This is a genomic window from Neobacillus sp. D3-1R (assembly GCF_052180215.1).
In the GTDB taxonomy this organism is placed as follows: domain Bacteria; phylum Bacillota; class Bacilli; order Bacillales; family Cytobacillaceae; genus Pseudoneobacillus.
The window spans coordinates 4,021,522-4,045,856 of record NZ_CP197471.1; the positions used below are offsets into that span (position 1 = coordinate 4,021,522).

General features: G+C 36.8%; 10 protein-coding genes and 1 riboswitch. Of the genes, 3 read left to right on the forward strand and 7 right to left on the reverse strand.

The genetic code is table 11. From position 1 onward, the window contains the following. Positions 1 to 57: 57 nt before the first annotated feature. The 3 genes from ACSBPO_RS20470 to ACSBPO_RS20480 all read right to left on the reverse strand — a co-directional run bounded on the left by ACSBPO_RS20470 (position 58) and on the right by ACSBPO_RS20480 (position 4,269). Complete coding sequence (locus tag ACSBPO_RS20470; protein WP_442596577.1) at positions 58 to 1,152, reverse strand: S-layer homology domain-containing protein; 1,095 nt, start codon at positions 1,150 to 1,152, stop codon at positions 58 to 60. A gap of 144 nt (positions 1,153 to 1,296) precedes the next feature. After that, positions 1,297 to 1,380: riboswitch (cyclic di-GMP riboswitch) on the reverse strand. A gap of 454 nt (positions 1,381 to 1,834) precedes the next feature. Further along, the gene (locus tag ACSBPO_RS20475) at positions 1,835 to 3,343 is read right to left on the reverse strand and encodes a hypothetical protein (protein WP_442596579.1); all 1,509 of its coding nucleotides are present in this window, start codon (positions 3,341 to 3,343) and stop codon (positions 1,835 to 1,837) included. A 38-nt stretch (positions 3,344 to 3,381) separates the two neighbouring features. Beyond that, positions 3,382 to 4,269 (reverse strand): hypothetical protein, encoded by an 888-nt coding sequence (locus ACSBPO_RS20480; RefSeq protein ID WP_442596581.1) that lies wholly within the window; start codon positions 4,267 to 4,269, stop codon positions 3,382 to 3,384. Between the two features lie 467 nt (positions 4,270 to 4,736). Here ACSBPO_RS20480 and ACSBPO_RS20485 point away from each other — a divergent pair, with 467 nt between their 5' ends. Further along, a complete protein-coding gene (locus tag ACSBPO_RS20485) occupies positions 4,737 to 5,837 on the forward strand; it encodes a hypothetical protein (RefSeq protein ID WP_442596583.1) in 1,101 nt (366 codons plus the stop codon). 86 nt (positions 5,838 to 5,923) lie between these two features. Here the strand turns inward: ACSBPO_RS20485 and ACSBPO_RS20490 are convergent, their stop codons facing one another. Next, on the reverse strand, positions 5,924 to 7,336 hold the full coding sequence (locus ACSBPO_RS20490) for an S-layer homology domain-containing protein (RefSeq protein ID WP_442596584.1): 1,413 nt from the start codon (positions 7,334 to 7,336) through the stop codon (positions 5,924 to 5,926). Between the two features lie 314 nt (positions 7,337 to 7,650). Between ACSBPO_RS20490 and ACSBPO_RS20495 the strand changes: the two genes are divergently transcribed. After that, positions 7,651 to 9,558 (forward strand): alpha/beta fold hydrolase, encoded by a 1,908-nt coding sequence (locus tag ACSBPO_RS20495; RefSeq protein ID WP_442596586.1) that lies wholly within the window; start codon positions 7,651 to 7,653, stop codon positions 9,556 to 9,558. A gap of 87 nt (positions 9,559 to 9,645) precedes the next feature. On the opposite strand, the gene ACSBPO_RS20500 is transcribed toward ACSBPO_RS20495, so the two are convergent. Further along, complete coding sequence (locus ACSBPO_RS20500) at positions 9,646 to 10,866, reverse strand: HupE/UreJ family protein (RefSeq protein ID WP_442596588.1); 1,221 nt, start codon at positions 10,864 to 10,866, stop codon at positions 9,646 to 9,648. Positions 10,867 to 11,103: 237 nt separating this feature from the next. Between ACSBPO_RS20500 and ACSBPO_RS20505 the strand changes: the two genes are divergently transcribed. After that, on the forward strand, positions 11,104 to 16,941 hold the full coding sequence (locus tag ACSBPO_RS20505) for an OmpL47-type beta-barrel domain-containing protein (protein ID WP_442596590.1): 5,838 nt from the start codon (positions 11,104 to 11,106) through the stop codon (positions 16,939 to 16,941). 77 nt (positions 16,942 to 17,018) lie between these two features. On the opposite strand, the gene ACSBPO_RS20510 is transcribed toward ACSBPO_RS20505, so the two are convergent. Both ACSBPO_RS20510 and ACSBPO_RS20515 read right to left on the reverse strand, forming a co-directional pair. Next, positions 17,019 to 18,242, reverse strand: coding sequence for a M20 family metallopeptidase (locus ACSBPO_RS20510; RefSeq protein WP_442596591.1), 1,224 nt, complete (start codon positions 18,240 to 18,242; stop codon positions 17,019 to 17,021). Between the two features lie 340 nt (positions 18,243 to 18,582). Next, the gene (locus tag ACSBPO_RS20515) at positions 18,583 to 23,754 is read right to left on the reverse strand and encodes a carboxypeptidase regulatory-like domain-containing protein (protein WP_442596593.1); all 5,172 of its coding nucleotides are present in this window, start codon (positions 23,752 to 23,754) and stop codon (positions 18,583 to 18,585) included. Positions 23,755 to 24,335: the final 581 nt, after the last annotated feature.

The following is a 24,335-nucleotide window of genomic DNA, read 5'->3' on the forward strand; positions in this document are numbered from 1 at the left end:
TTTAAATGATGCTTATTCCATTACCCGTCCTATGTTTTTACCTGACTCTTTTCTTATTTATTTTTTCTTAACAAGAAACATATATGAAGTCATATAACCTTCTTGATCTTCTCTAAAATCATAGCCTTGAACGTACAATTTGCATTCCTCAGTGTATTTACCTTCGTAAGTTGCTAATTTACTATAAAAAACGATTGGATCCGGTGTCGTTACGTCTACCTTTAATGGAGAACCAACATAAGCCTTGTAAAAAGTAGAATACTTAGTAAACTCTGCATCCAACTGTTCTGCTGTTGGCTTGTTTTTCAGATTCCTATTATCAATATTGATAAGTAGACTATGAAATTGATTATTTTTAAAGCTTAAAACAAATTGTTCATTTTCAGAATAACCCGAAACGTTGGCTGAGTAGGTAAGCTGATAATCAGTAAATTCGAATGGGAGCTCTGTTTCATTTACTAATGTATAATCTTTCATTAGCTGCTTTACCTCATCGACACCCATATCAAATTGTAACTGTGGAAGAATCAGTTTTAAAACGGAATACTCAGCTCTAAAGTTAGGGTTAAGAGCTCTTGAAAAAAATACCGAGAAATGGGCTCTTTTCACTGGATCGTTTGGTTTAAAGGTCTGGTCATCATAAATATCCGTTATTCCATTTGCAGCTAAGGCACTGACATAAGGTAATAAGTCTGTTGATACATCTTTAATTTCTTGCGTGTATGTACCTTTTAACTGATAAGCATTGACCAAAATTTTAGCCATTTCCCCACGAGTTAAATTATCATTAGGTCTGAAAAATTCACCTTTTTCGATAAAACCAGCTTCGACAACGGCTGCAATTTCCTTATAAGCATGATAAGTGGTTTTGACATCCTCAAAATTTGGATTTTCAACGGATGATGTATCTAATTGAAAAGCTCTCTTGAGCATAATCGCAGCTTGTGCTCGTGTAATGGTATTGTTAGGTTTGAATGATCCATCTGGATAGCCGTTAATGATTTGAAAATCTTTAAGATATTCAATTTCTGCAGAAGCCCAAAATTGTTCTTGAACATCGATAAAAGAAGTTTTGGCAAACGCAGATGGAGTTGGAAGTAAGAATGAGACGATGATTCCTAAAATGACAACAATCGAAAGTGACTTTTTCATAATTTCTCCTTTTTGATAATGGGATTTTTTTCAGGTTACTTGAGATTACCTCTTCCCTCCTTTGGGTGTTTAAAAATAAAAAACTCCTCTTTTCAACATAACGTGAAAAAAGGAGTTAGATAGGCCATGCTAACTTGCTTTCAGTTCGGTAATCCAGCCATCATAGCATTTAGCCTTAGATCTGTGACTTTGCGTCCCCAACTTTCATTGGGTTTGCCGTTATCGTTGTAAATAAAAGAAGATTAAGTTTATTTCATTATATAGTTGTCTAACAAAATATGACAATGGTTTTTTATTATCTAAAATAAAACTTTCAAACTGTTTTATGGGGATAGTTTTTATATTTCAAATATATCATTTATATTACAAAACTCTTTTATCCTCAAATATTGGAGTGGTGCGACGTATTCATATAGTAGGTCTGGTAAGCCTACTTTATTCCTTACTTTCATTTATATAAGGAAGGTCCTTTTATGAGTCCTATAGGAATGATCGTACGAAAAGGACTAGCAGGGATTTTGAAGTATTATTTTGTATCGTTTTATTTTCTTATTAATATAGGGTTGGTAAGCCCAAAATTTATTTCCTTCCTTTCTTTTAAGGAAGGACTTTTTTTGTTATTTTTGAAAAAGAAAAACCGAGGACGTTATTCCTCGGTTTCTTCTCTTTACACAAGGTTGAATTATTCTTGTGTAGTAATAGTATCAACAGCTTTTTCTTCAGTTGTTGGTTCTGCTGTAACTTCTTCTGTTACTTCAGCCTTAGCTAATACTGCAGAGTTTGCAGCTGCATGAGTTGTTGCTTGTACGTTAGCTTTTACACTAGCCTGAGCTTTTACTTTGTTAGCTGTAGAAGGATTTACCTCTTCAGTGCTTTCTTCGTCTAAAGCTACAACTTCTTCAGTTGCATCTTCAACAACTACATCTGATGCTTCAACAGTACCTTCTGTAGCTGTCTCTACTTCAGTTGTTGTTTCTACTTCAGTTGTTGCTGTTACTTCTTCTGTTGTTGCTGCTTCTTCTTCTGTTGGTGCTGGTACTCCATCTGATGTTGCAGTTTCTTCATCTGTAGATACTTCAACAGTATTGTCTGCTTGTGTTGTTACTTCAGCCGCTGCATCTGTAGCTTCTACTGCAGCTTCTTCTTCTGTTGGTGCCTCAACTTCTACTTCAGTAGTTCCTTCTGTTACTACTTCAGTCGCATCGTCTGCCTCTACTTCTGGTGTTACTTCAGTTACTGTATCAGTAGTTTGTTCAGTTACTGGTTCTACAGCTACGTCTGTCCCAACTTCTGTTTCAACTTCTGGTGTTACCTCAGGAGCCTCTTCCGTTACAACTTCACTTGCTAATACGGCAGAGTTTGCTGCAGCATGTGCTTTTGCATTTGCACTTGCATGTACACTAGCTTGAGATTTCGCCTTGTTAGCCGCAGATGGATTTATTTTCTCAGCATCGTCCTCTTTTTCTTCAGAAACAGCTGCTTCTTCATCATCTTTTGTTTTTACAACGGCATTTGTATCAAGGTTTACTTTCTTCTCTGAATCAGAATCAGATTCTGAATCTTCGTTGGTAGCTTGATTATCTTCTACTTCTACTGTTGCATCTGTTTCAACATTTGTTGCAGCTTCTACTTCATCAGCTGCTTCTACTTCTTCTGTTTGTGCCACTACATCACCAGCAACTTCCGCTGTTTCTTCGGTTTCGGTAGTTGCTTCTACATCTGCTGCTTGTTCAGTAGTCACTTCTGCTTCAACCGCAGCTTCTTCTGTTGCAGGTTGTTGAGTTGTCGCTTCTTCCTCTACAACTACTGGTTCTTCAGTTTCTACTTTATCCGTAACCACTTCTGCTTTTGTTCCATGAACAGCAGCATTAGGTGCAGCATGTTTTTTTGCTGTTTCACTGGCATGTAAATAAGCCTGTGACTTGCTTACTTTTTCTTCTTTAAGATCTACCGTTACTTCCACTTCATCTTTTGCTTGAACCGTTTCTTCAGTTTGGTTTTTTACGATTGGCTTCGCCTTAACATTTGCTTTTACGCTAATTTCAGTTTTCACATGATTGTTATGTTCAACATTAGCTTTATCAAGACCAGCAGCTTGCGTAAAATGTCCTCCAACTAATACTCCGATTGATAATGCTCCAGCAACAACAAGGGATTTAGCAACTTTATTTGTGTTTAAGTAATGTTTCATGATTTAATTCGCTCCTTTTAGGTTATGTTCCAGCGGCGTTAGCAGCGGTTTACATTTTTATAAAAAGGAGCTTCTTTTGGTGGCGGTGCAGGTGGTGCATTAACCCATTGATTATTCATGAACGCCTTTCGAGAAAGAAAAGGCTGAATAAGCTCTATTTCATAAAACTTATTCCATTCGAACCATTTATCAAAAAAGCTAACTGTGCTCAATCCATGACCTGCTCGATCATGCGACGTTCCCCCCGTACTGTTCGTACGTTGGGTAGGAGTTGGTGCTTGATCGGCCTCTGGTACCTCTCTTTTACTAGTTGGAACCTTTTTCTCATGATCCTCTTCTGATACAAGAGTCTTAGGTTTGCTTTCTTTTTGAGATGCCAAAAGGGATTTGCCTTGAGATTTTGTCTGTTGAACGACATCCTCTGTTTGAATATTAGTTCCAACTGTATCCGTGTTGTGTAAAGAATCTAAGGTAGAATTTCCAGCTTTCTTTTGGGAAGCTTTTTTATTCTTTATTACCCCTTTAACATGCTTCTTTACCACTTCAACTTGTTCAAGCCCAGGAGACTTAATGTCTTTTACAGTCTTTTTTATCACAGATTGAAGGTTCCCTTTCGCTTTCTCGGGTAAATTTTCGAGAGTTTCAGCCGCTTTGTGAGAGGAAGCTTTTATCGGCTGCTCCTTTATCTCAGCTTTAGGCTTTGAGGCAGGTTCAACTGGTGTATTTTTCATAGATTTTGCATTTTCAGCTTTTGTCTGAACTTTAGTTTGGACCTCTTCCATTTTTTCTGATACCTCAGTTAATACGGAAGTTTTTTGAGAATTCTCCTGTCCACTATGATCATTCTTTTCAGCAAAGGCATTGTTCGGTAATAATAGGGCTGCCCCAACCATTAGACCTGATAGAAGAAAATGCCTAAATTGCACGTTTTCACCTCCTTCCATTATTTAGAATCATCTGTGGACAGGATTCGTGATGTTCTCCATTTTTGTGACCGTGTTTGTACTTTTTCTGAAAGAAACCCTTCTTTTCGCCTAGAGTATTTTGATACATTTGGCCCTGACTTCGGTTTCACTCCAAACTGTCCAATAGAGGTCCTCTTTTTGAGAAATAATTAAATGGCAAGAAAAGAAATAGCTATCTAATTGCTAATTGTAATAGAAACTCAACATTACTTTTTAATAGAGCCAATGACTATATAAGGGATTGCTACACCTCCCTGAAAATTTCAACTTACTATTATCAATGAAGCATAAGAACCGTCCCCATGCTTCAACGAATGAAGCACAAGAACCGCACGCTTCAAAGATTTTAATGGAAAAGTATGTAAAAAATGGTATAATTTTATAGGCACGAAAGAAAGTGCTTACTATTTTTTATGAAGGAGTAATTTATGAAGATGTCAAAAAAGGGTTTTAGTAGATTTTTCTTTTTTTCTCTTGTCTTTCTCTTGTTTTTCTCTATCTCGGCTGAAGCGGCTGCAACAAAACTCCCTATTTTTTTTAAAGATCCAGTCAATTGTGACCGCTGTGGCTCCCAGCTAGCTTCAGCACCAAATGGAGTTGTTTATCAATATTTATATGATTCTTCTAAAATTAACGCTATTTCCTCTTCAGGCAAAAAATTATGGACTTATAAACTTCCAAAAACATCATATTTGTCCTATAAAACAGGGGGAACGATAGATTCAAAGGGAAATCTCTATTTTGGCTTTGAAAAAAACAGTCAATATTATTTAGCTAAGTTGAACTCAAAAGGTGGTTTAACGTGGGCATATAAATTAGACAATCCTTATGGTCCAGGAGCTCCTATTATTGATAAAGTAGGAAATGTTTATTTTGGATCAGGTAATCCTACTGATAGTGTAGGACCATTTGGTAAAAGTAATTTCTATGCTGTTTCACCTAAAGGGAAGAAGCTTTGGAGTGTTAACATCAATGGTGATAGCATTTTTGGTACAATCCAATTTGATAAAAATCAAAACCTTGTTTTCCCTAGTACAAATGATGAATTAGTTTGGAACTATACTATATCAAAGGCTGGAAAAGTACTATCCTCTAAAGAAACTTTTAGTTACTCCAATAAAGTATGGAGTGATTATTTCATTGATGTAGAAACTTCCACATTAAAAGCTTTAGACAAAAAAGGAAAAACACTCTGGTCATATAAAGTGACAGAAGATACCTCCATTGAATATGTCACATCCACTGGTACGGTGTTTCTTTCAAGTGGCGGAAATATATTATCGATTTCAAAAGGTAAATTAAATTGGAAAGTTAAAGCGATGGGGGATTTTAACTATCACCAAAAAGGGTTATTCATCGTGGATAAATTCTCTGGAAATATGCTTATTAAAGTGTTAGATGAAAAAAGTGGAAAAGTGAAATTAAGCAAACAACTTGATTCTGATTTCTATGAATATACGATTCTTCCTAATGGAACTGTGATGGTCTCAAAACAAAATCTAATCTACAAAGTTACTTTATTTAAATAGTTACAAATGGATGGTGCCTTTGCACCATCCATTTTCTTATTTTAGATAGATATTATTTAATATTATCAGGATTTTAGTATTCCTTATTATTGCTTTAATACTTGCTTTATAACAAAGTCTCTATCTACGTAAAAAAGTGTACGTGAAATAAAGGCGGAAAATTGAGCTCTTGTTACTGCCTTTTTAGGTTTAAAACTTCCATCTGCGTACCCAGAGGTAATACCTAAAGTTGAAATAATTTTAATGTCTTGATAATAGGCATTAGTTTTAGCAACATCCGTATAGTCCTTGGGTATAGCTATTTTTTCAGTGTAGTCCTTTAAATGGTAAGCACGAACTAATATTTGTGCCATACCCTCTCTAGTTAATGGGCTATCTGGATTAAATCTTGTTTGTTTAGGTAATATCCCTTCATCCACTAAAGCAGCAATCTCTTTATAAGCCCAATACGTAGATGGTACATCCTTGAAATTTGGGTTTGGTCGATTATTGAGATTTAACTTAAGCTGTCTTGCAATCATCACCGCCGCTTGTGAACGCTTCACATTCATCTCTGCTTTAAATGTTCCATTTGCCATACCTTTAATGACTCCAAGGCTACTTAACTTTTCGATATCCATATAAGCCCAATGCTTTGGAGCAAGGTCACGAAAGCTCTTTTCAAACAGACCAAATTGGTAAAAATAAGTTGGCCCTATATAGGGAGTTCCACTAACCTTAATATAGAAATCTGTGTCTTCAGGAAGATCTATAGAATAGATATTAAGATCTCCATCACTTGATTTTCCTTCAAATTTTGAATAGGTATATTCATAACCTTCTTTATCATAGATTTCTAAATTCGTACCATCAGGTAAATTTTCCATAAAAGAAAGTTCAATCATATTAGATTTAGCTGAACTAGGTGAAGTGAAAGTAAAATAATCCACATCACCATAATGAATATATCCAGATGTTTTTTGGTTAATTTTTGAAATAATATTTGCTTTTGCTTCACTATTATTATTTTCTAATTCAAATTCCGAATCCTCATGATCTGTTATCGAAATAGAATAATTCACCCCTGGGTAACTCATTGGGTGTACTTCTAAGTAATAATCTCCCTTTTCAAGTGAAATCGAATAAGCTTCCTCCCCAGTTACCATGGATGATCCAAAATCATCTTTACTACTGTATAAAGTAAAAGCGTTATCCTCCTGTTTTATAATATTCATTTTGAAACCCATAGGGTATTTAACGTTATCCCAACCTTTCGTTTTAATGTTTAATACTCCATGCTTTACCTTCACTTTAAAATAATCATAATCATTTAAATCTGAAATTTGACCTCTTATCGTTGTCTGATAATCATAATCTACTACGGTGGCATTTACAGTTGAGTTATTAGATTCCTTTTCCCAAATCTCTTTGTTCTCAGCTGCAGTTACTGATTTTTCAAAGGTTGCAACAAATGAAAACAACAGCATAAAACTAGTAAAATACGTTAATAACTTTTTCATACTTTCCTCCTAAAGATATAGTGCAAATATATATTATTCTGTATAATTATGGATTTCCCTCTTTTTTCCTATTTAAATTTTAGTTTCACTTTTTCATTCTTTCACGCATGATTTAATTCAATAATAGGCAATAATACTATAACAATTGATGATTTTGGAGCCGGGGATTTCCTCGGCTTCTTTTTTCGTTTTTTGACAATAATTCATAAAAAAATGTGAGGTTTAAAAATGTTTATATTAAATATTTCCAAAATGAACCATTTCCTTATTTCATCCGTATTATAAGTAGTTATTTAGTTTAGGAGGAAAGATAAATGAATATTTTTTCTAAATCACTTGGAAAAATGGTATTAGCAGGGTCCATCGGCTTCACTACTATTGGTGCTAACTTTCCAGTTTCATCATACCTTGTTCATGCAGAGGATTTAACAAAGGAAGTAGAGTTTCATAAGCTTGGGGATCAGTTCATTTCTTTTACGAAAGAAAATAAGTGGGATCAGGCTTATGCCATGCTAAGTACCAATCTGCAGCCATTGGTTACAAAGGAGTCGCTATCTGTCATTTGGGCTAGTATTAGTGCCCCATACGGGAAAGTGATCGATATGAAGCAAGGGGATATCACTTTTAACGGAGTACATACGAAGGTACCTTATCTTTTTACAACGGAAAAAGGTCCATTGGAAGTGGTTTTATTATTTAACCATGTAGGGCAATTAGATGATTTGAATGTCAATCAAGTTTATCCGCCAAATCACTTTTTAAATCCTTCCTATCAACATACTGAAAATTATACTGAAAAACAAGTAGTGATTGGTGAAGGAACTTTCGCTTTACCAGGGGTTTTAACGGTCCCTAAAGGAGAAGGACCTTTCCCTGTGGTGGTGTTAGTTCATGGCTCTGGTCCAAATGATATGGATGAAACGGCATATGCCTTTAAACCGTTTAGAGATATCGCAGTAGGTCTTGCCAATAAAGGGATTGCGGTTCTTCGTTATGACAAAAGAACCAACACTCACCCCTTAAAGGTTAGTTCCACTCCAAATTTTTCTATACAAGAAGAGACCGTAATGGATGCTAATTTAGCGGTAACAGCATTGAAAAACATGTCCGAGATTGATACAAAAAATATATATGTTGTCGGTCATAGTCAGGGTGCCTATGCCCTCCCCCTTATCTTAAATGATGACAAAACCCATGATATCAAAGGGGCTGTCGGCATTGCCGGAAATGCTAGCAAATTTCATGAATTGTATTTATGGCAAATGGAACAAATTTTAAAAAGAATGAAAGATATGGGAACACCTGCTGAGCAAATTCAAGCTCTTGAAGCCAATGTGGAACTTATCCGGCAACAGGTAGCGTTAATTAATGATCCTACCTATTCGAAAGATCACCTTCCACCAAACTTCCTGCTAGGTAATCCTTATTGGTGGTATGATTTACGAGACTATCAACCTACTGAACTGGCAAAAAATCAAGAGATACCTTTACTCCTTATTCAAGGTGGTAAAGATGTACAAGTACCAGTAACGGAGTTTGAACTTTGGAAGGATGCCTTACAGAATCGAAAAAATGTCGATTATAAACTGTATCCAAATATGTTCCATCTATTAGTTGATTATCAAGGTCAACCAGATGGCTTGTCCGAATATATGACACCAGGAAATGTTTCTGAAGAATTCATTTCCGATCTTTCAAACTGGGTGAAATTTGGTGCATTAGTCGACCCAACTATTTATAAAGATTACAAACCAAATCAAGCTTGGTCGGATGCATTTGTTTGGGCTCTTGAAAAAGGAATCATTAAAGGGTTTGCAACAGAGAAAGTATTAAAGCCAGAGGCTGCTATGAGCGAAAGTCAATTCTTAAAAGTCTTTTTCCGTTATACGTTAGGCGAAGAGTTAAAAGATGAATTCACAAAATTGATCTACCAACTCGCAAAAGAAAGGGGCCTTGCTGTCACAGGAAAAGCAAATGCCTCCCTATCAAGAGGAGAAGCTGCACAACTACTTGTGAATTGTTTGATTAAAACAAAGAAAAAGATGTCAGTTGAAGAAGCCGTTCAATGGTTATATGATAACGGCATCTCGCATGGTTATCCGGATAAAGACGGAAATTATCCAAAAACTTTAGAATCTTTTAAGCCAGAGGCATCTATCTCTAGAGGTGAGGTAGTCATGCTATTCAAGCATTTGAATGAAAAAGGTTTTAGCCATTTCTAAATATCGTTTTAAAAAGGAGCGCCAAACGTTTGGCTCTCCTTTTTTATTCATTTCCAGGTGTCCGGAAAAAAATCTAAAATATCCAAATCAAAAGAAAATACGTTGCACCAACCAAATAGCTCCTAATCCTGCAATCACAAAAGATCCGTATTGAACGATTTTCCCAGAGGATTTTTGTTTAAATAGATAAGAAAGTATCGGTAGTAGTAGTAAAACAATAACTAGTTGAACAAACTCAATTCCAAGATTGAAATTAAGAAGCGCTACTGCAAGATGGCTTTTGGGAATAGCCATTTCTTTTAAAATCGTCGCAAAGCCAAGTCCGTGGATTAACCCAAATAAAAAGGTTATCCCCCAGCGATAACGGATTTCCTTTTTAAAAATATTCTCCAAAGCAACATAACAAATACTGAACGCGATGGCCGCTTCCACAAAACGAGAAGGCAAGGTTACCCAACCTAAAACAGCCAAAGTAAGGGTGATACTGTGTGCAATGGTAAAAGCTGTGATGATGACTGCATATTGTTTAAAGGTTTGTTTTCTAAATAATAAAGCAAATAGAAATAAGAGATGATCGTAACCAGTTAAGATATGAAACATTCCAAGTTTGAAAAAAGAATACCACGATGAAGTAGTAGATGGTGCTGCAACCTGTTTTGATTGGGACTGGTCTGGCTGGACTTGATTAGTTTCAGGCTGAGAAGCTTGTCCGTTTTCAGGATTTTCTGCTCCCTGTTCCTGTTGCACTTCCGTTAAAAGAACAGTCCATGTCCGCTCGTTACCTTGTAAAACTCCCTCGCTTGTTTGTCCAAAAAAAGACGCAGTAATCAGATCAACATAATTCGTTCCGATATCATTGGCATAAAAACCATCGTTAAAGACAATCGTGTCACCTGGAGAAAAAGCTGGAAACTTCATATAAGTAGAAAGAAAAATTTTATTTTCCTTCTTCACGATTTCCATTTTTTCTATTTCAGGCGTTTGTTCTCGATTATCTTTATCAAGAGTAAGCCCTTCCGTAATCAACTCTTCTAGATGGTGTTCCTCTGCTTTAATTTCTGATTCTTCAAGTACCCAATTTTCATTTTTATCTATTTTCGGAAGTAGTTCTAGGATGGATAATGTATCGATTGAAAACACGATTTCTGTCTTTTCATGATCCATTGTTATTTGGGTGTAGCTTGCACTATAAGCATGAGCTTGGGCTACTCTAGGATAGGAAATTCCAACAATAAGAAGCATAACCAAAAGAAAACGATATGTTGAAGAAAAAGGTTTTTTTCTTATTTTACAAGTACTAATATCCAATATACCCCTCCTGTTTTTATTATATCAGTATAATAACTACACCATTACTCCATCATTACCTGTAAGTAATTTACTTTAATATAGCACAATTCATCTACTTTTTTATACAGTACATCATATTTCAATTGAACTAATCATATAATAATTTGAATAATTTGGCACATGTCTTATTGCTTACAGGTCTATAGAATAAAAGAGTAGTAGATTTTTAAAAATCCTAAAGGGGTGGTAGAAGAAATGATAGCTAGAAATAAGAAGTTTAAGCGATGGACAAGCACGTTCATGGCAGCTCTTCTATTGATCAGCACCTTCTTGCCAAGCAGTTTCATTGGCAATGCTCATGCAGAACAAGCTGATCATGTCGTTATTTCTCAAGTATATGGTGGTGGAGGTAACTCAGGAGCTCCGTACAATAAGGACTTTATTGAGTTATATAATCCTACTGAACAGGATATTGCACTAGATGGCTGGTCCGTTCAGTATGCTTCCTCTGGTGGAAGTACATGGTCGGTAACACCTTTAGCCGGCACCATTAAAGCTCACGGATACTACCTCATTTCAGAAGGCGGCGGTGCAACAGGTGTGGATCTACCTACTCCAGATGCTTCTGGGGCAATCTCCATGTCTGCTTCTTCTGGAAAAATAGCATTATTCAACGACAAAACGACTGCTGCATCTGGTGCAAAGCCGGATGGTACTGTAGATTTCGTAGGCTTTGGTAGTGCAAATGCCTATGAAGGCTCTGGTGGAACTAGTGCGCCTTCCAATACAAAAAGCGTTCAACGCCGACCATATGCCAACGTTGACCCGGCACCTGGCAAAGGGAATGCTTGGGATACGGATGATAATAAAGCAGATTTTGTAGCTGCAGCTCCGGTTCCAAGAAACACAGAAAGCCCAACGGAAGCCCCTATGGTTCCGGTAACAAGTCTACAACCTAAAGGAATGAATATTCAATTTACACAAGAAGGAACTTCCGTTAAGGTAACAGGTCAAACCGAAGCTTCCGAAGCAAATTCTATTATTTCTATTTATGAGACATCCTCTAAAGGTACTGCCCTTGCTAGTGGTACTGCTGGAGCTGATGGATCCTTTGACATTTCTTTTACAACTGATAAAACATTTACAAGTGTTTATGTTGCTGCAAAACAGGATGGTTTAGATGAAAGTGCTGCCATTCAAGTAAACCTAGCCGTTCCAAGTGCAGAAGTTACTCAAACCAAATTAAGCTATGTAGTAGCGGATGGTGTTGGTACATTAATTGGAAGTGCAGGGGCTGCTTACGCAAATGCCATCATTCATGTTTACGGTGATGAAACAACTGCAACTAATTTAACAAACGAAGAAATAAAAGCCGGTACATCAGGAGATTTCTCTGCAACCATCTCTAATGCACCAGACACCGTTTATGTTACACAAACTTCAAGCTCTCCTAAAGGGATGATGTTGGAAAGTGCTTCCGTATCCGTGACAAAAGCGGATACCTCTCAGGTTACAAAAATTAGCGAGGTTCGCTCCTATGATTCAAACGGTCAACCTTTAAATCTAAACAAATATTTTACCATCGAAGGTGTCGCAACCGTTGATAATCAAATTTTAGGAACTCAAAAGCAATACTTTTTCCTTCAAGACGATACAGCTGGAATTGACATTTTCAGCTACGATTATGAAACACCTTTTAAAGTGACGAAAGGCGATAAATTAAGAATTACTGGTAAGGTTCTCATTTACAATGGCTTAATGGAATTTGAACCTACTTCTATTGAAAAGATTGGTGAAGGTAGTGCATTGCCTGCATCCAAAAATTTAACAATTGTTGAATCAACTACCTTCGCAACAGCTGAACCACTTGAAGGCAGTCTTGTTACTGTAACAGGTAAAGTTTCAGCAACAACCGCTACTGGTGCAAACTACAATGTTACATTCGTTGATGAAAATAATAAAGCCACAACATTAAGGGTAATGGGAGCAACAGGCATTAACCCTGATACAGACTTAGTTATTGGAAAAAGCTACACCGTTACCGGAATTCTAGGTCAATATACAACGAATAAAACTCAACTGACATCTGGATATCAAATTTATCCGCGAGATGTAAAAGATATCGCTCCAATCCTTGGTATTACGCATACAGCTTTAACGGAAGTATATAAGGATGCTAACGTTGAATTTGAGGCGATGGCAGATGGTGCAGAATCTGTAACGGTATACTACAGAGCAACTGGTACCACTGACTATACGGCTATACCAATGGTAAAAGGCAGCCAAGGACGTTACACGGCGACACTAGAGGCAGCTAATGTACCACAAAACGGCTTCGAGTACTATATCGAAGCAAAAGCTGGCACTCAAACTCAAACAGCAGGAACAAGCACGGTTCCTTACGCCGTTACTTTAATTAATGACTCTTTTGGACCTGAAATTTCAGGTGAAACACCGCAAAACGGAACAAAAGTAGAAAGCCCAACACCTGAGATTTCAGCTCTTATTGAAGATCCAAGTGGTGTGAACGAAACGTCGGTTCAAATGTGGCTGGATGGCCAAGAGCTAACAGCACCAGCTGCATCCATCAGCAAAACACAGGTCAAATATATTCCAACAAGTGACCTTGTACTTGGAACTCATACGGTGAAGGTTTCCGCAAAAGACGTAAATGGTAACACGACTGAAAAGGAATGGACATTTGAAGTGGTTCCTCGTTTTGACGGTGGAAACCATTACCGTGGTACAACACATAACCATACGAATATTTCACATGATGGAGCTGGTACACCAGAAGATGCCTTAAAAGCTGGGAAAGCCCATCATTATGATTGGTTTGCGTTCTCTGATCACTCACATGATATCGACCCAGAAAAATTGGGAACAGATACAGTCGTTCGTGATGGTATGCAGGAACGTACAGGCGGATCGGATTGGCAATTAACCAAAGATCTAGCAAAACAATATACCAATGAAGATTATGTGGTCTTCCCTGCTTTTGAAATGACTTCGACAACATGGGGTCACTCTAATATCTTTGGTACAGATAATTTTATCGACCGAAATATTAATGGAAAGCAATACCAAGATTTAAATCAGTATTATGCGTGGGTTATGACATACGATGATATCGTTGGTCAATTTAACCACCCTGATATGTCTAATAATGCATTTAACAACTTTAAGCCATACAACAAAGAAGTAGATCAATTATTTACGATGTTAGAAGTAGGTAACGGTTCTGGTCATTATGGCTATGCAAATGCTCAAAGTAAGTATTTTGCTGCATTAGACTTAGGCTGGCATGTGGCTCCAACTTATGGTGAAGACAACCATGAAGGAACATGGGGTCAAGTCAATGCTCGTACCGTTATTGTAGCGGATGATTTAACACAAGAATCCCTTCTTCACTCAATGCGTAATATGCGTGTCTATATGGAAGAGGATCCAAACTTTACATTAGATGTGAAAGCAAATGGTTACTATATGGGTTCAACGGTTGACAGCAAAACGTTAAACTTTGACATCTCTGGTAGTGACTTTGTAGCAGAAACACATAATGACAGTGATTATAGCTATCTGCCAACTACCTACAAGTCTGATGACAGAATTGCAAAGGTTGAATTAATCAGCAATGGTGGAAAAGTGGTTCAGTCTACGGAACCAATGGAAAAAGAATTTACATGGTCTCCTTCTGTTACGGTCACTGGCGGTCAGCAATGGTTTGTCGTGAAAGTAACTCAAATGGATGGCGAGCAGATCTACTCCTCCCCTATTTGGTCAAAAGAGGAATCCGTTGATGTAAAAGTAAGTGGCATTGAAGTAGATGGTGGTGTGATCGTTGGCGGTAACCCTGCTACATTAAAGGCAACGATTGCGAACAATGGTACTCAAGTCATTAAAAACCTGAAAGTTGACTTCTATTATGATGAAATCAACCAAGATCACTTTATTGGTACAAACAGCATTTCATCGATTTTAACAAAGAGCTCGGCAACCGCTACGGCTACATGGGAGAGCCCACTAAATGGCGACCATACGATTATGGCCGTTGTCACCTCTTTAGACGGTCTTGATATCGGTGATGTGAAATTTACTTTACCAGTTAAAATTAAAGAGCCGCTCGGAATTAAAGTCTTAATCGACGCTTACCATGGAAACGAAAATACAAGTGGGGACAGTGGTTCGTATAAAGATAACTTAAAAGCATTCACTCTTCTTTTACAAAAAGAAGGCTACACTGTATCAGAAAATAAATCAGCATTTACAGATGAAGTATTAAGCAATGTGAAAATCGTTATGATCACAGATGGAACAAAACCACTGACAGATTCAGAACGAGCAGCCGTTGCTAAATTTGTAAAAAATGGCGGTTCGTTATTAATGGCTGGAAAGAGCAATTACAATAATGATCCGACCATTAACAACCCGCTTCTTGCAGATATTGGATCAGCTATCCGAATGGGTAATGATGGAGTATTTGATGATAGTAAGACAGGTAATTTCTGGTCAGATCCGAAAGTTAGCCCATATGCAGTAAGATTGCATCCTGGATTAGTTTCAAACTATATCACGGATCGCGTATCGTTTATTGATTACTACAGTGGAACCAGTTTATCTGGAGCGAACGATCAACCTCTAACAGGTTCAGAAGATAACGTGGTAATCCTGGCAAAAGGTAACGAAACGACTTACCAAGGAAGCGTTAAAGGCGGCTACACTTACGATACAGTTTCAGATGAAACCGGTGGTTCAGCGATTCCGATGATCGCATCTGAAAAAATTGGTGACAACGGACGTATCATTGTATCCGGTATGAACATCTTTAACGATAAACAAATGGATGAGTCATACGAGCCAAAAGGAAATGATGAATTCTCCTTAAATGCGTTAAACTGGTTAGCGCATCGTGAAACCAAGGTGACGGATATCGCCGATGCACGTAAACTTCCAGAAGGTACAGATGTAGTAGTAGAAGGTACCATCACAACTGGAGCTGGCGTCTTCTTCGATGCCTTCAATCTGCAGGATGAAACCGGCGGTATTATGGCATTCCAAGAAGTGACAGATCCGTCCCTAAAACCTGGTGATAAAGTGCGCGTGTATGGCCATATTAAGAAATTTGATAACAATATAGAGTTAGAGTTTACAAGCTACGCAAAAGATGTCATTAAAATCGGTTCAGGTGAACCGCTACAACCTAAGCTAGTTCCGACTGGTGAAGCTACTTCTACAGCCAACCAAGGTCTTCTAGTGAAGGTAAAAGGAACCGTGGTGTCGAAGTTTGATGAAAACTCCTATATCATCAATGATGGATCTGGTGATGTGTTAGTATTTACGGACGGATACATCGTTAACCAAAGTGGCCCACTACCAGCATTAGAACCTGGAGATATTTTAGAAGCGGTTGGTATTTCCGGTGCCTTTGCACAGGGTGAACGAATCCGTGTTAGAGACACAAAGGAACTGATTGGAATAAAAGATACGACTGCTCCAGTAACAACAGCAGTTGCGAATCCAACTGACTCGACAGGTAAAAACGGTTGGTATACTTCCGATGTAACAATCACTTTCACAGCATCAGATGATATGACTGGAGTAAAATCAACACAATACCGAATGGGCGGTCAAGATTGGGTAACGTATAAAGAACCAATTCAATTGACTGAAGATGGCGTCTATACGATTGAATATCAAAGTATCGATCAAAAAGGTAATATCGAAGAAATCAAGTCTATCGAAGTGAAAATCGATAAGACAGCACCAACATTAAAGGTTTCGGTTGATAAGCCAATCCTTCCTGTACCAAACCATAAGATGGTGGATATTAAGGCAATACTAGATTTCAGCGATGTCACTTCTGAAATAGAATCTGTCGTATTAGAATCTATTACAATCAATGAAGTCAATGGTTTACCTAGCGATATCGAAGGTGCAGCTTATGGAACACAGGATACAGAATTTAGTCTTCGTGCTGAAAGAAATGGATATGGTGATGGACGTATCTATACAATTACCTATACGGTAACAGATAAAGCAGGAAACAAGACAAAAGCTACAGCAACTGTAACCGTTCCAAAAGGGAATAAATAATAAAAAGGACTGCTTCAAAGGGATGAAAATATTCCTTCGGGGCAGTCCTTTTTCATAGATATGGAATTGTTAAGTATTTATTCCTGTGATGTTCCTACTGCTTCTAAATTGCCATTATGTTGTTTTTGATAAGATAGAATAATAGAACAAAAGCTCTTAGCTGTAACCGCCATTGCGCGCTCATCAAAATCAAATTTTTCATGATGATGCGGGAATACATCTTTTGGATTTTCCATTTGAGCACCTGTGAAGAAGAAGGAGCCAGGTACCTTTTGCGTATAGTAGGTAAAATCTTCACCAGGCATTACTGGAGGTGTCTCCAATACCGAATGAACACCAGGTACATCCTGAAGGGCATTTTTGACAAGCTCTGTTTCTTCAGGATGATTGTAGACGGCATCATATCCTCTTTCATAGTCAACCTCTGCACTAGCGTCATTTGCCTCCGCAACCGAAGTAGCAATTTTGATAAGAGAACGTTCGGCCATATTTCTTACCTCTGGATCGTATGATCGAACAGTTCCGATCAGTTCAGCCGATTCAGGAATGACGTTAAAGGCTTTGCCTGAATGAAACGCTCCAATCGAAACAACCAGTTCCTTTAATGGGTCCACTCTTCGGCTGGCAATGGTTTGCAGATTCAACGCGACTTGAGAACCAATAATAATAGGGTCAATCGTTTCTTGAGGAACGGCCCCATGTCCGCCTTTTCCTACAATTTTAATCGTGAACTTGTCAGCAGCTGCCTGAATATATCCGCTACGGTAATAAACATTTCCTAATGGCATGGTACTTTGAAGATGGCAGCCAAAAACGGCATCCACTCCGTCTAAGCATCCATCTTCAATCATTGGTCTAGCTCCACCAGGCGCTAATTCCTCCGCAAATTGATGGATGAATACGACTGTTCCCGGTAATCGGTTACGGTGCTTTGATAGAACTTTTGCCGTTGCCAGTAAAGCCGTTGTATGCCCATCATGTCCACAGGCATGCATGATACCTGGTACGGTAGACTTGTAATCTACCTCTTTTTCGTCCTGGATTGGCAAGGCATCAAAATCTGCTCTTAAAGCCACGGTCTTTCCAGGTAATCCACCTATCAGTGTTCCGACAACCCCTCGTCCTCCCACATTTCGTCTCACTTCTACGCCTAAATTCTCAAGATAATCCGCAATAAACTCAGGCGTTCTCACCTCTTGAAAGGCAAGTTCTGGATGGCGATGAAGGTCCCTTCTAATGTCAATCATCTCTTCTTCTAGTTCATCAATTGATCTAAAAAGTTCATTTAAAAAGTCCTTCATACTTCCACTCCTCTATTTGATTAATTTTTTACAGCTTGGATTATTTTTAGGACTGGCTATAACCAAACTATTATTTAATATTATGACTTTTCAGAAGATAGTCAACCAAAATGTTTCGGGAGTAGAAATATTTTTTTCAGGAGAGGGCTTCTTAAAACGCTAGATGTTGATAAATTTTATAAGCGGTTGATAAATAGTTCGTTTCGGTTGATAAATGCCCCAATTCGGTTGATAAACACTTAAACCCGGTTGATATCCACAAGTTTAAACAGGTGATTTAAAAAAAGGACTACAGATCAGTTGACCTGTAATCCTTTTAAAATTTAATTTTAACGTATGGTTAGTTGTACAAGACTTCTAATTGTTCTTTAAGGTCACCATCCACATAAAGTTTACCTTCTTTAATCTCAAAAGGAATATAGACTGGTTTACCAATTTGGTCTTTCCAGATATAAGTTATGTGGAAGGTTCCCTCAGGTAATCTGTAACTAAAGTTTCCTTGCGCATCTGTACGAGCAATATATCCTCTATTATTAATTTCAATAAAGACATCAGCGTTTGAAATGGGTTGCCCATTTGCATCTACTAATTTCCCATTAAAGGTAACCGGCAATAGCTGAATATCCCATTTTTCTTTCCTTTCTCCATTCACATAGAGTTTTCCATCCACAATTTGAAAGGGAATATTTATCGATGCACCCTCTTTTCCCATCCAAATATATGTCAAATTATACTCGCCATCAGCTAATCGATACTTAAAATTACCTTGGTTATCCAAATTGCTTTGCTGCTCCATATTTTCATATTGAACATATACAACCCCATTAGAAACTATTACTCCATTTTCGTCTACTACAGTTCCTTGAAGTGCGATGGGCAATAAGTTTATAACTAATTGCTCCATTGGCTCTCCATTGACATACAATTTTCCTTCTTTGATTTCAAATGGAGTATCAAAGAATTCCCCTTCATTTCCTATAAATACATGTTTTATTTTATAGAATCCATCTACTAATCTATAGACAAAGTGACCATGTGAATCTGTGTTAATGACCTTCCACCCATCACTACCCTCAATTTGAACACTAGCATTTGCGACGGGCAACCCATTTTCGTCTAATAAGCTACCATTTAACGTTATTGGAAGTAGATTAATATCAAGGCTCTCTTTTTGCTCTTCATTTACATATAGTTTTCCCTCTCTAATTTCAAATGGGATATTAAGTTGTATGCCCTCATTTTCCTTCCAGAGATAGGATACTCGATACATTCCATCATTTAACCGATAAATGAAGTTACCTTGACTATCCGTTCTGACCCCGTAACCCCGACCATTCATTTCTATAAAAATCTCAGCATTTGATATAAGTACTTCATTTTCATCCTTTAGACTGCCTTTTAAGGTGACAGGTGGTAATTGAATGTCCAACTTTTCTTTAAGTTCACCTTTTATATAAAGCTTGCCATCTTTAATTTCGAATGGTATGTCTAGAGGGGCTGTTTCATGATCCATCGAAGCCTGGGAAATTCGATAGGTTCCATCAACCAATCTGGAGGTAAAATGACCTTGTGCATCTGTGTTAGGATTATACCACTGGTTATTTCCCTCAACTTGTATATATGCATTCGACAAAGGTGATCCATTTTCATCAACCAAACTACCGGTTAAGGTTTGAGGTTGTAACTTTATTTCTAGGTTATCCCTTGGCTCTCCATTGATTAATAGTTTCCCATCTTTAATTTCAAATGGGATATCTAATGGTGTTCCCTCTTCCCCATTCCTTAAATAAGTCACTCTGTACATTCCATCATTTAGCCTAAAGCTAAACTTACCTTGACTATCCGTTCTAACGCCGTAACCCTGACCATTCATATCTATAAAAAGGTCAACATTTGATATTTGTGTCCCATTTTCATCTTTTAGATTACCTTTTAAAGTGACAGGTGGTAATTGAATATCTAACTCTTCTTTTAATTCCCCATTCATATAAAGCTTGCCATCTTTAATTTCAAATGGGATATCTAGAGGAACTGTTTCATTATTCACCGAAACACGGGAAATTCGATACGTTCCATCAACCAATCTGTAGGTGAAATGACCTTTCGAATCTGTGTTCGAATTGTACCATAGCTTATTATCCAAAACCTGCACATTTGCATTCATCACAGATGTTCCATTTTCATCAACTATACTACCGATTAACGTTATAGGTTGTAAGGCCACCTCTAGGTTTTCCCTTTGTTCTCCATTGATCATTAGTTTTCCATCTTTGATTTCAAACGGAATATGAAGCTGTATGCCTTCATTATCTTTCCAGAGATAGGATACTCGATACATTCCATCCATTAATCGAAAACTAAAGTTACCCTGACTATCCGTTCTTACTCCGTATCCTCTGTTATTTACATCAATGGAAATATCAGCATTTGATATCAAGGATCCATTTTCATCTTTTAAAGTACCCTTTAACGTAATAGGCGGAAGTTTTATTTCAAGGGTTTCTTTAAGGGCTCCATTGATATAAACCTTGCCTTCCTTAATTTCAAAAGAAATATCTAATGGGGCTCCTTCATTGCCCATTGTAACTTGGGTTAGTCTATAAACTCCATCTATCAAGCGGAATTTAAAATTACCTAGGTCATCTGTATTGGTATAATATCTTTCATTTTTACTCTCTAATTGCACATTTGCATTAGCTACAGGTATACCATTCTCGTCTAATACACTGCCTCTTAAGGTGACTGGCGGTAGTTTTATTTCAAGGAGGTCTTTTAACTGCCCATCAACATAAAGTTTTCCTTCTTTTATTTCAAATGAAATCTGTAACGGGATACCTTCTTGACCCGTCCAAATATGAGAAATCGAATAAGCCCCATCCTGCAATCGAGAGCTAAAGTCTCCATATGAATCCGTATTAATCTCAAATCTATTCGTATTACTCTCTATAGTCACACTGGCATTCGCTACTGGATTGCTGTTTTCATCCAGAACGTTACCTTTTAAAGAAATAGGTGGTATTTTCACTTCCAACGTTTCTTTTGGGCTTCCATTGACAAATAATTGACCTTCTTTGATTTCAAAATCCATGTTTAGAGAAATAATCTCCATATTTTCTAACACCCTTGTTGAATAGCTAGTTACATGATAAGAACCATCACCTAATTTTAAAGTAAATTCACCGTGAGGATTCCATGCGGTTTGATACGTATTTTTCTCATCATTGATCGTCAGATAGGAATACTTTTCAGGTTTACTTCCCGTTTCATCCAACACATAACCTTTAACCATCGTATCAGGTCTCAGATTATACTCGACCTTCACTCCTCTTTCCTCAAGTGAAGAAAGAATTTTTCTAGCAGGAGAATCTAAATCAGCTTCAAAAAAATTGTTTCTAACATCTAAGTACTGTAGATTTGGCAGTGCCAATAAAGGGGATAGATCCGTTATTTCATTATTTTTTAAATGCAATTCTGTAAGTTTCTCCATACCCGATAGAGGAGAAAGATCTGTTATTAAATGATCATTTAAAAATAACGTTTTTAGACTAACTGCCTCTTCCATTCCATTCAAACGAATAATCTCACCAGAAGGATATCTATTTAAATATAAGGATTCAAGCTGACTAAATTCACCTTTGGTTATGGTTGTTCCTATATTAAGAATTTCTTTTATACGATATTCTAATTTTGGGTCAGCAAAATCAATAGAAGTTGAATCGCCTTGGTCATAGGAAACCGTTATACCTCTCGCTTCTAATCCTTTGATAACCTGAGATACTTCTGACCCCTCATTCGTATCCAAAGGATTCCTTGTTATATCAACAGATGTTAAATGCTCTAATTGCTCCAACTCACTAATGCTAGTAAGTTTATTATCCCAAATAGATAGCTCATTTAAATTAGTTGCATTTTCTAAACCTTTCAAACTAGAAATATTCTTGCTAGTTAAAGTTAAATAATCAAACTGACTCATATCGCCTTTGGTAATAGGTTTAGGAATTTCATAAAAATCACTGATCGCATTTTCTAAGTTAGCATCTGCAAATTTTACCGGCGTTGAGTCGTAATTTAGATGGTATTCAATATAGGAACCATTATCCTCTAGACTCTGGATAGTGTTCATGGCATCGGCCGTAAGTGGATTTCTACTAACCTCGACCCAATCCAGTTCCTTTAGTGGTAAAAGGACATCTATATTTTTAAGAAAGTTTGAGCTAAGATCAATGGAATGAAGGCTTGTAGCATATTCTAATCCCTTTAAATTGGTTATCCCTCTATTACTCAAGTCTAAATTCTGAACATCTTCCAAATCTCCCTTTTTAATAGGAATGGATAAGTTTAAAACTTCACTAATAGCTTGCTCTAATTTAGAATCTGCAAATTTAATTGGTGTTCTATTATAATCCGTAAAATCTACATAAACATCTTTTGTTTCTAATTCCTCTATGGATTTAACAGACTTTGCATTAAGAGGATTCCATTTTACATCCACCCATTGCAAATGACTCAAATGATCTAACGCATCTAAGTTAGGTATTTGGTTATGATTTAGTTGTACGTTTTCTAGAGAAGTTAACTTAGATAAAGGAGTTATACTTGTAATTTGATTTTGATTCAAATTAAGTTCTGATAACGAGGCTCCCCCCTTAAGAGAGTCAATATTTCTGATATCATTATTATGTAGATCTAAGATTTGAAGGTTTGAAAGTTTCTCTAACCCTTTTAAATGAGAAATCTGGTTTTCAGCAGCGTAAAGTTCTGTCAAATGAGTATAACCACCTAAAGGTTCCAAATTATTAATGTCATTATGACTTAACCATATTTTTTTAAGATTATTTAGTTTCCGTAACGGAATGAGATCGTTAATTTGATTTCCTTCTAGATGTAAGTCCTCCAGATTAACAGCAAACTCCATTCCTGTTAAATCTCGGATATTTTCATAATCAGCATCCAGTGTGGTTAATAGCTTCATATCTTCTTCTGTAATGGTCCCTGCTTGCTTATTTAATTGTTCACGAACCACTTTTTCCAAATTTGAATCTTTAAAACCTACATTAGTTTTGGTTACATCGCCATATTCAGGTTCACTCAACACGTTTAATACATAGGACCCACTAACATAATCCCAATTCGAGTTAACGAATAATGTAGCTTGCTTATTCTGATAAGTGACCGTAACATAGCCGGATGTATCGGAATTCCCTGTGAGGGTTCCATCTTGGCTAACTTCAATCCCATTATCAGTGCTGGTTTTAATTGCTTCATTTGAGATGTTACTTGATGTTCCATCTGAAAAAGCAGCCGTCACCTGCAAGGATAGTTTTTCATAGTAATCTGAATCATAACTTCTATCCCCAAAAGCATGATTCACTACCTTACCACTAGTTGAAAGCTGAATAGATGATACTAGTTTCTCAGCTTGGGCCGTTAATTGAAACGATGTAAAGCCATTTCCAATTAGTAGAACGATTAATAGAATAGATAATATCTTTTTACTTAAAATCTTTTTCATTAATATCCTTTTCTCCTCTTAATGAATTTTCCCGTGCTTTATAAATTTAAAAAGTCTAAGAATGGCCGGTAAGCTCCCCCTTGTTATACATAGTAAAATTTTTACATTTCGTAGTTAATTATCCCTATATAGATATGTAGAAACTGTCGAAATTAGCTGTTGAAAGATGAGAATTTTTCGAGTTACAGAGTGTGAGGATTCGAGGATAAGATGAGGATTTTTAGTAGATTTATTTTTTAAGCAATTATTTTCTAGAAGTCTATCTAAAAAATATAAAAGAGGAATTAAATTCCATTTTTTAAATAGAGTTAAACTCATACCTATATCCATAGAAGTTGATAAATTTTTAAATCGGTTGATAAATGTTATAAAACGGTTGATATCCTCTTTTCAGAAACATTCCTTTTTTAAAAATAGGAATCAAGGCTGAAAAACAGCTAGTGAAATTCACAAATTCTACCACGCACTCAAACCAATAAACCTTTTGTACTACAAAACTTTTCGATAAAGTTCGATCTATTTCATATACTTTTTTCTCCTAAAATATTTGATTTTCAGTCAAATATCATGCCGTTTCAACA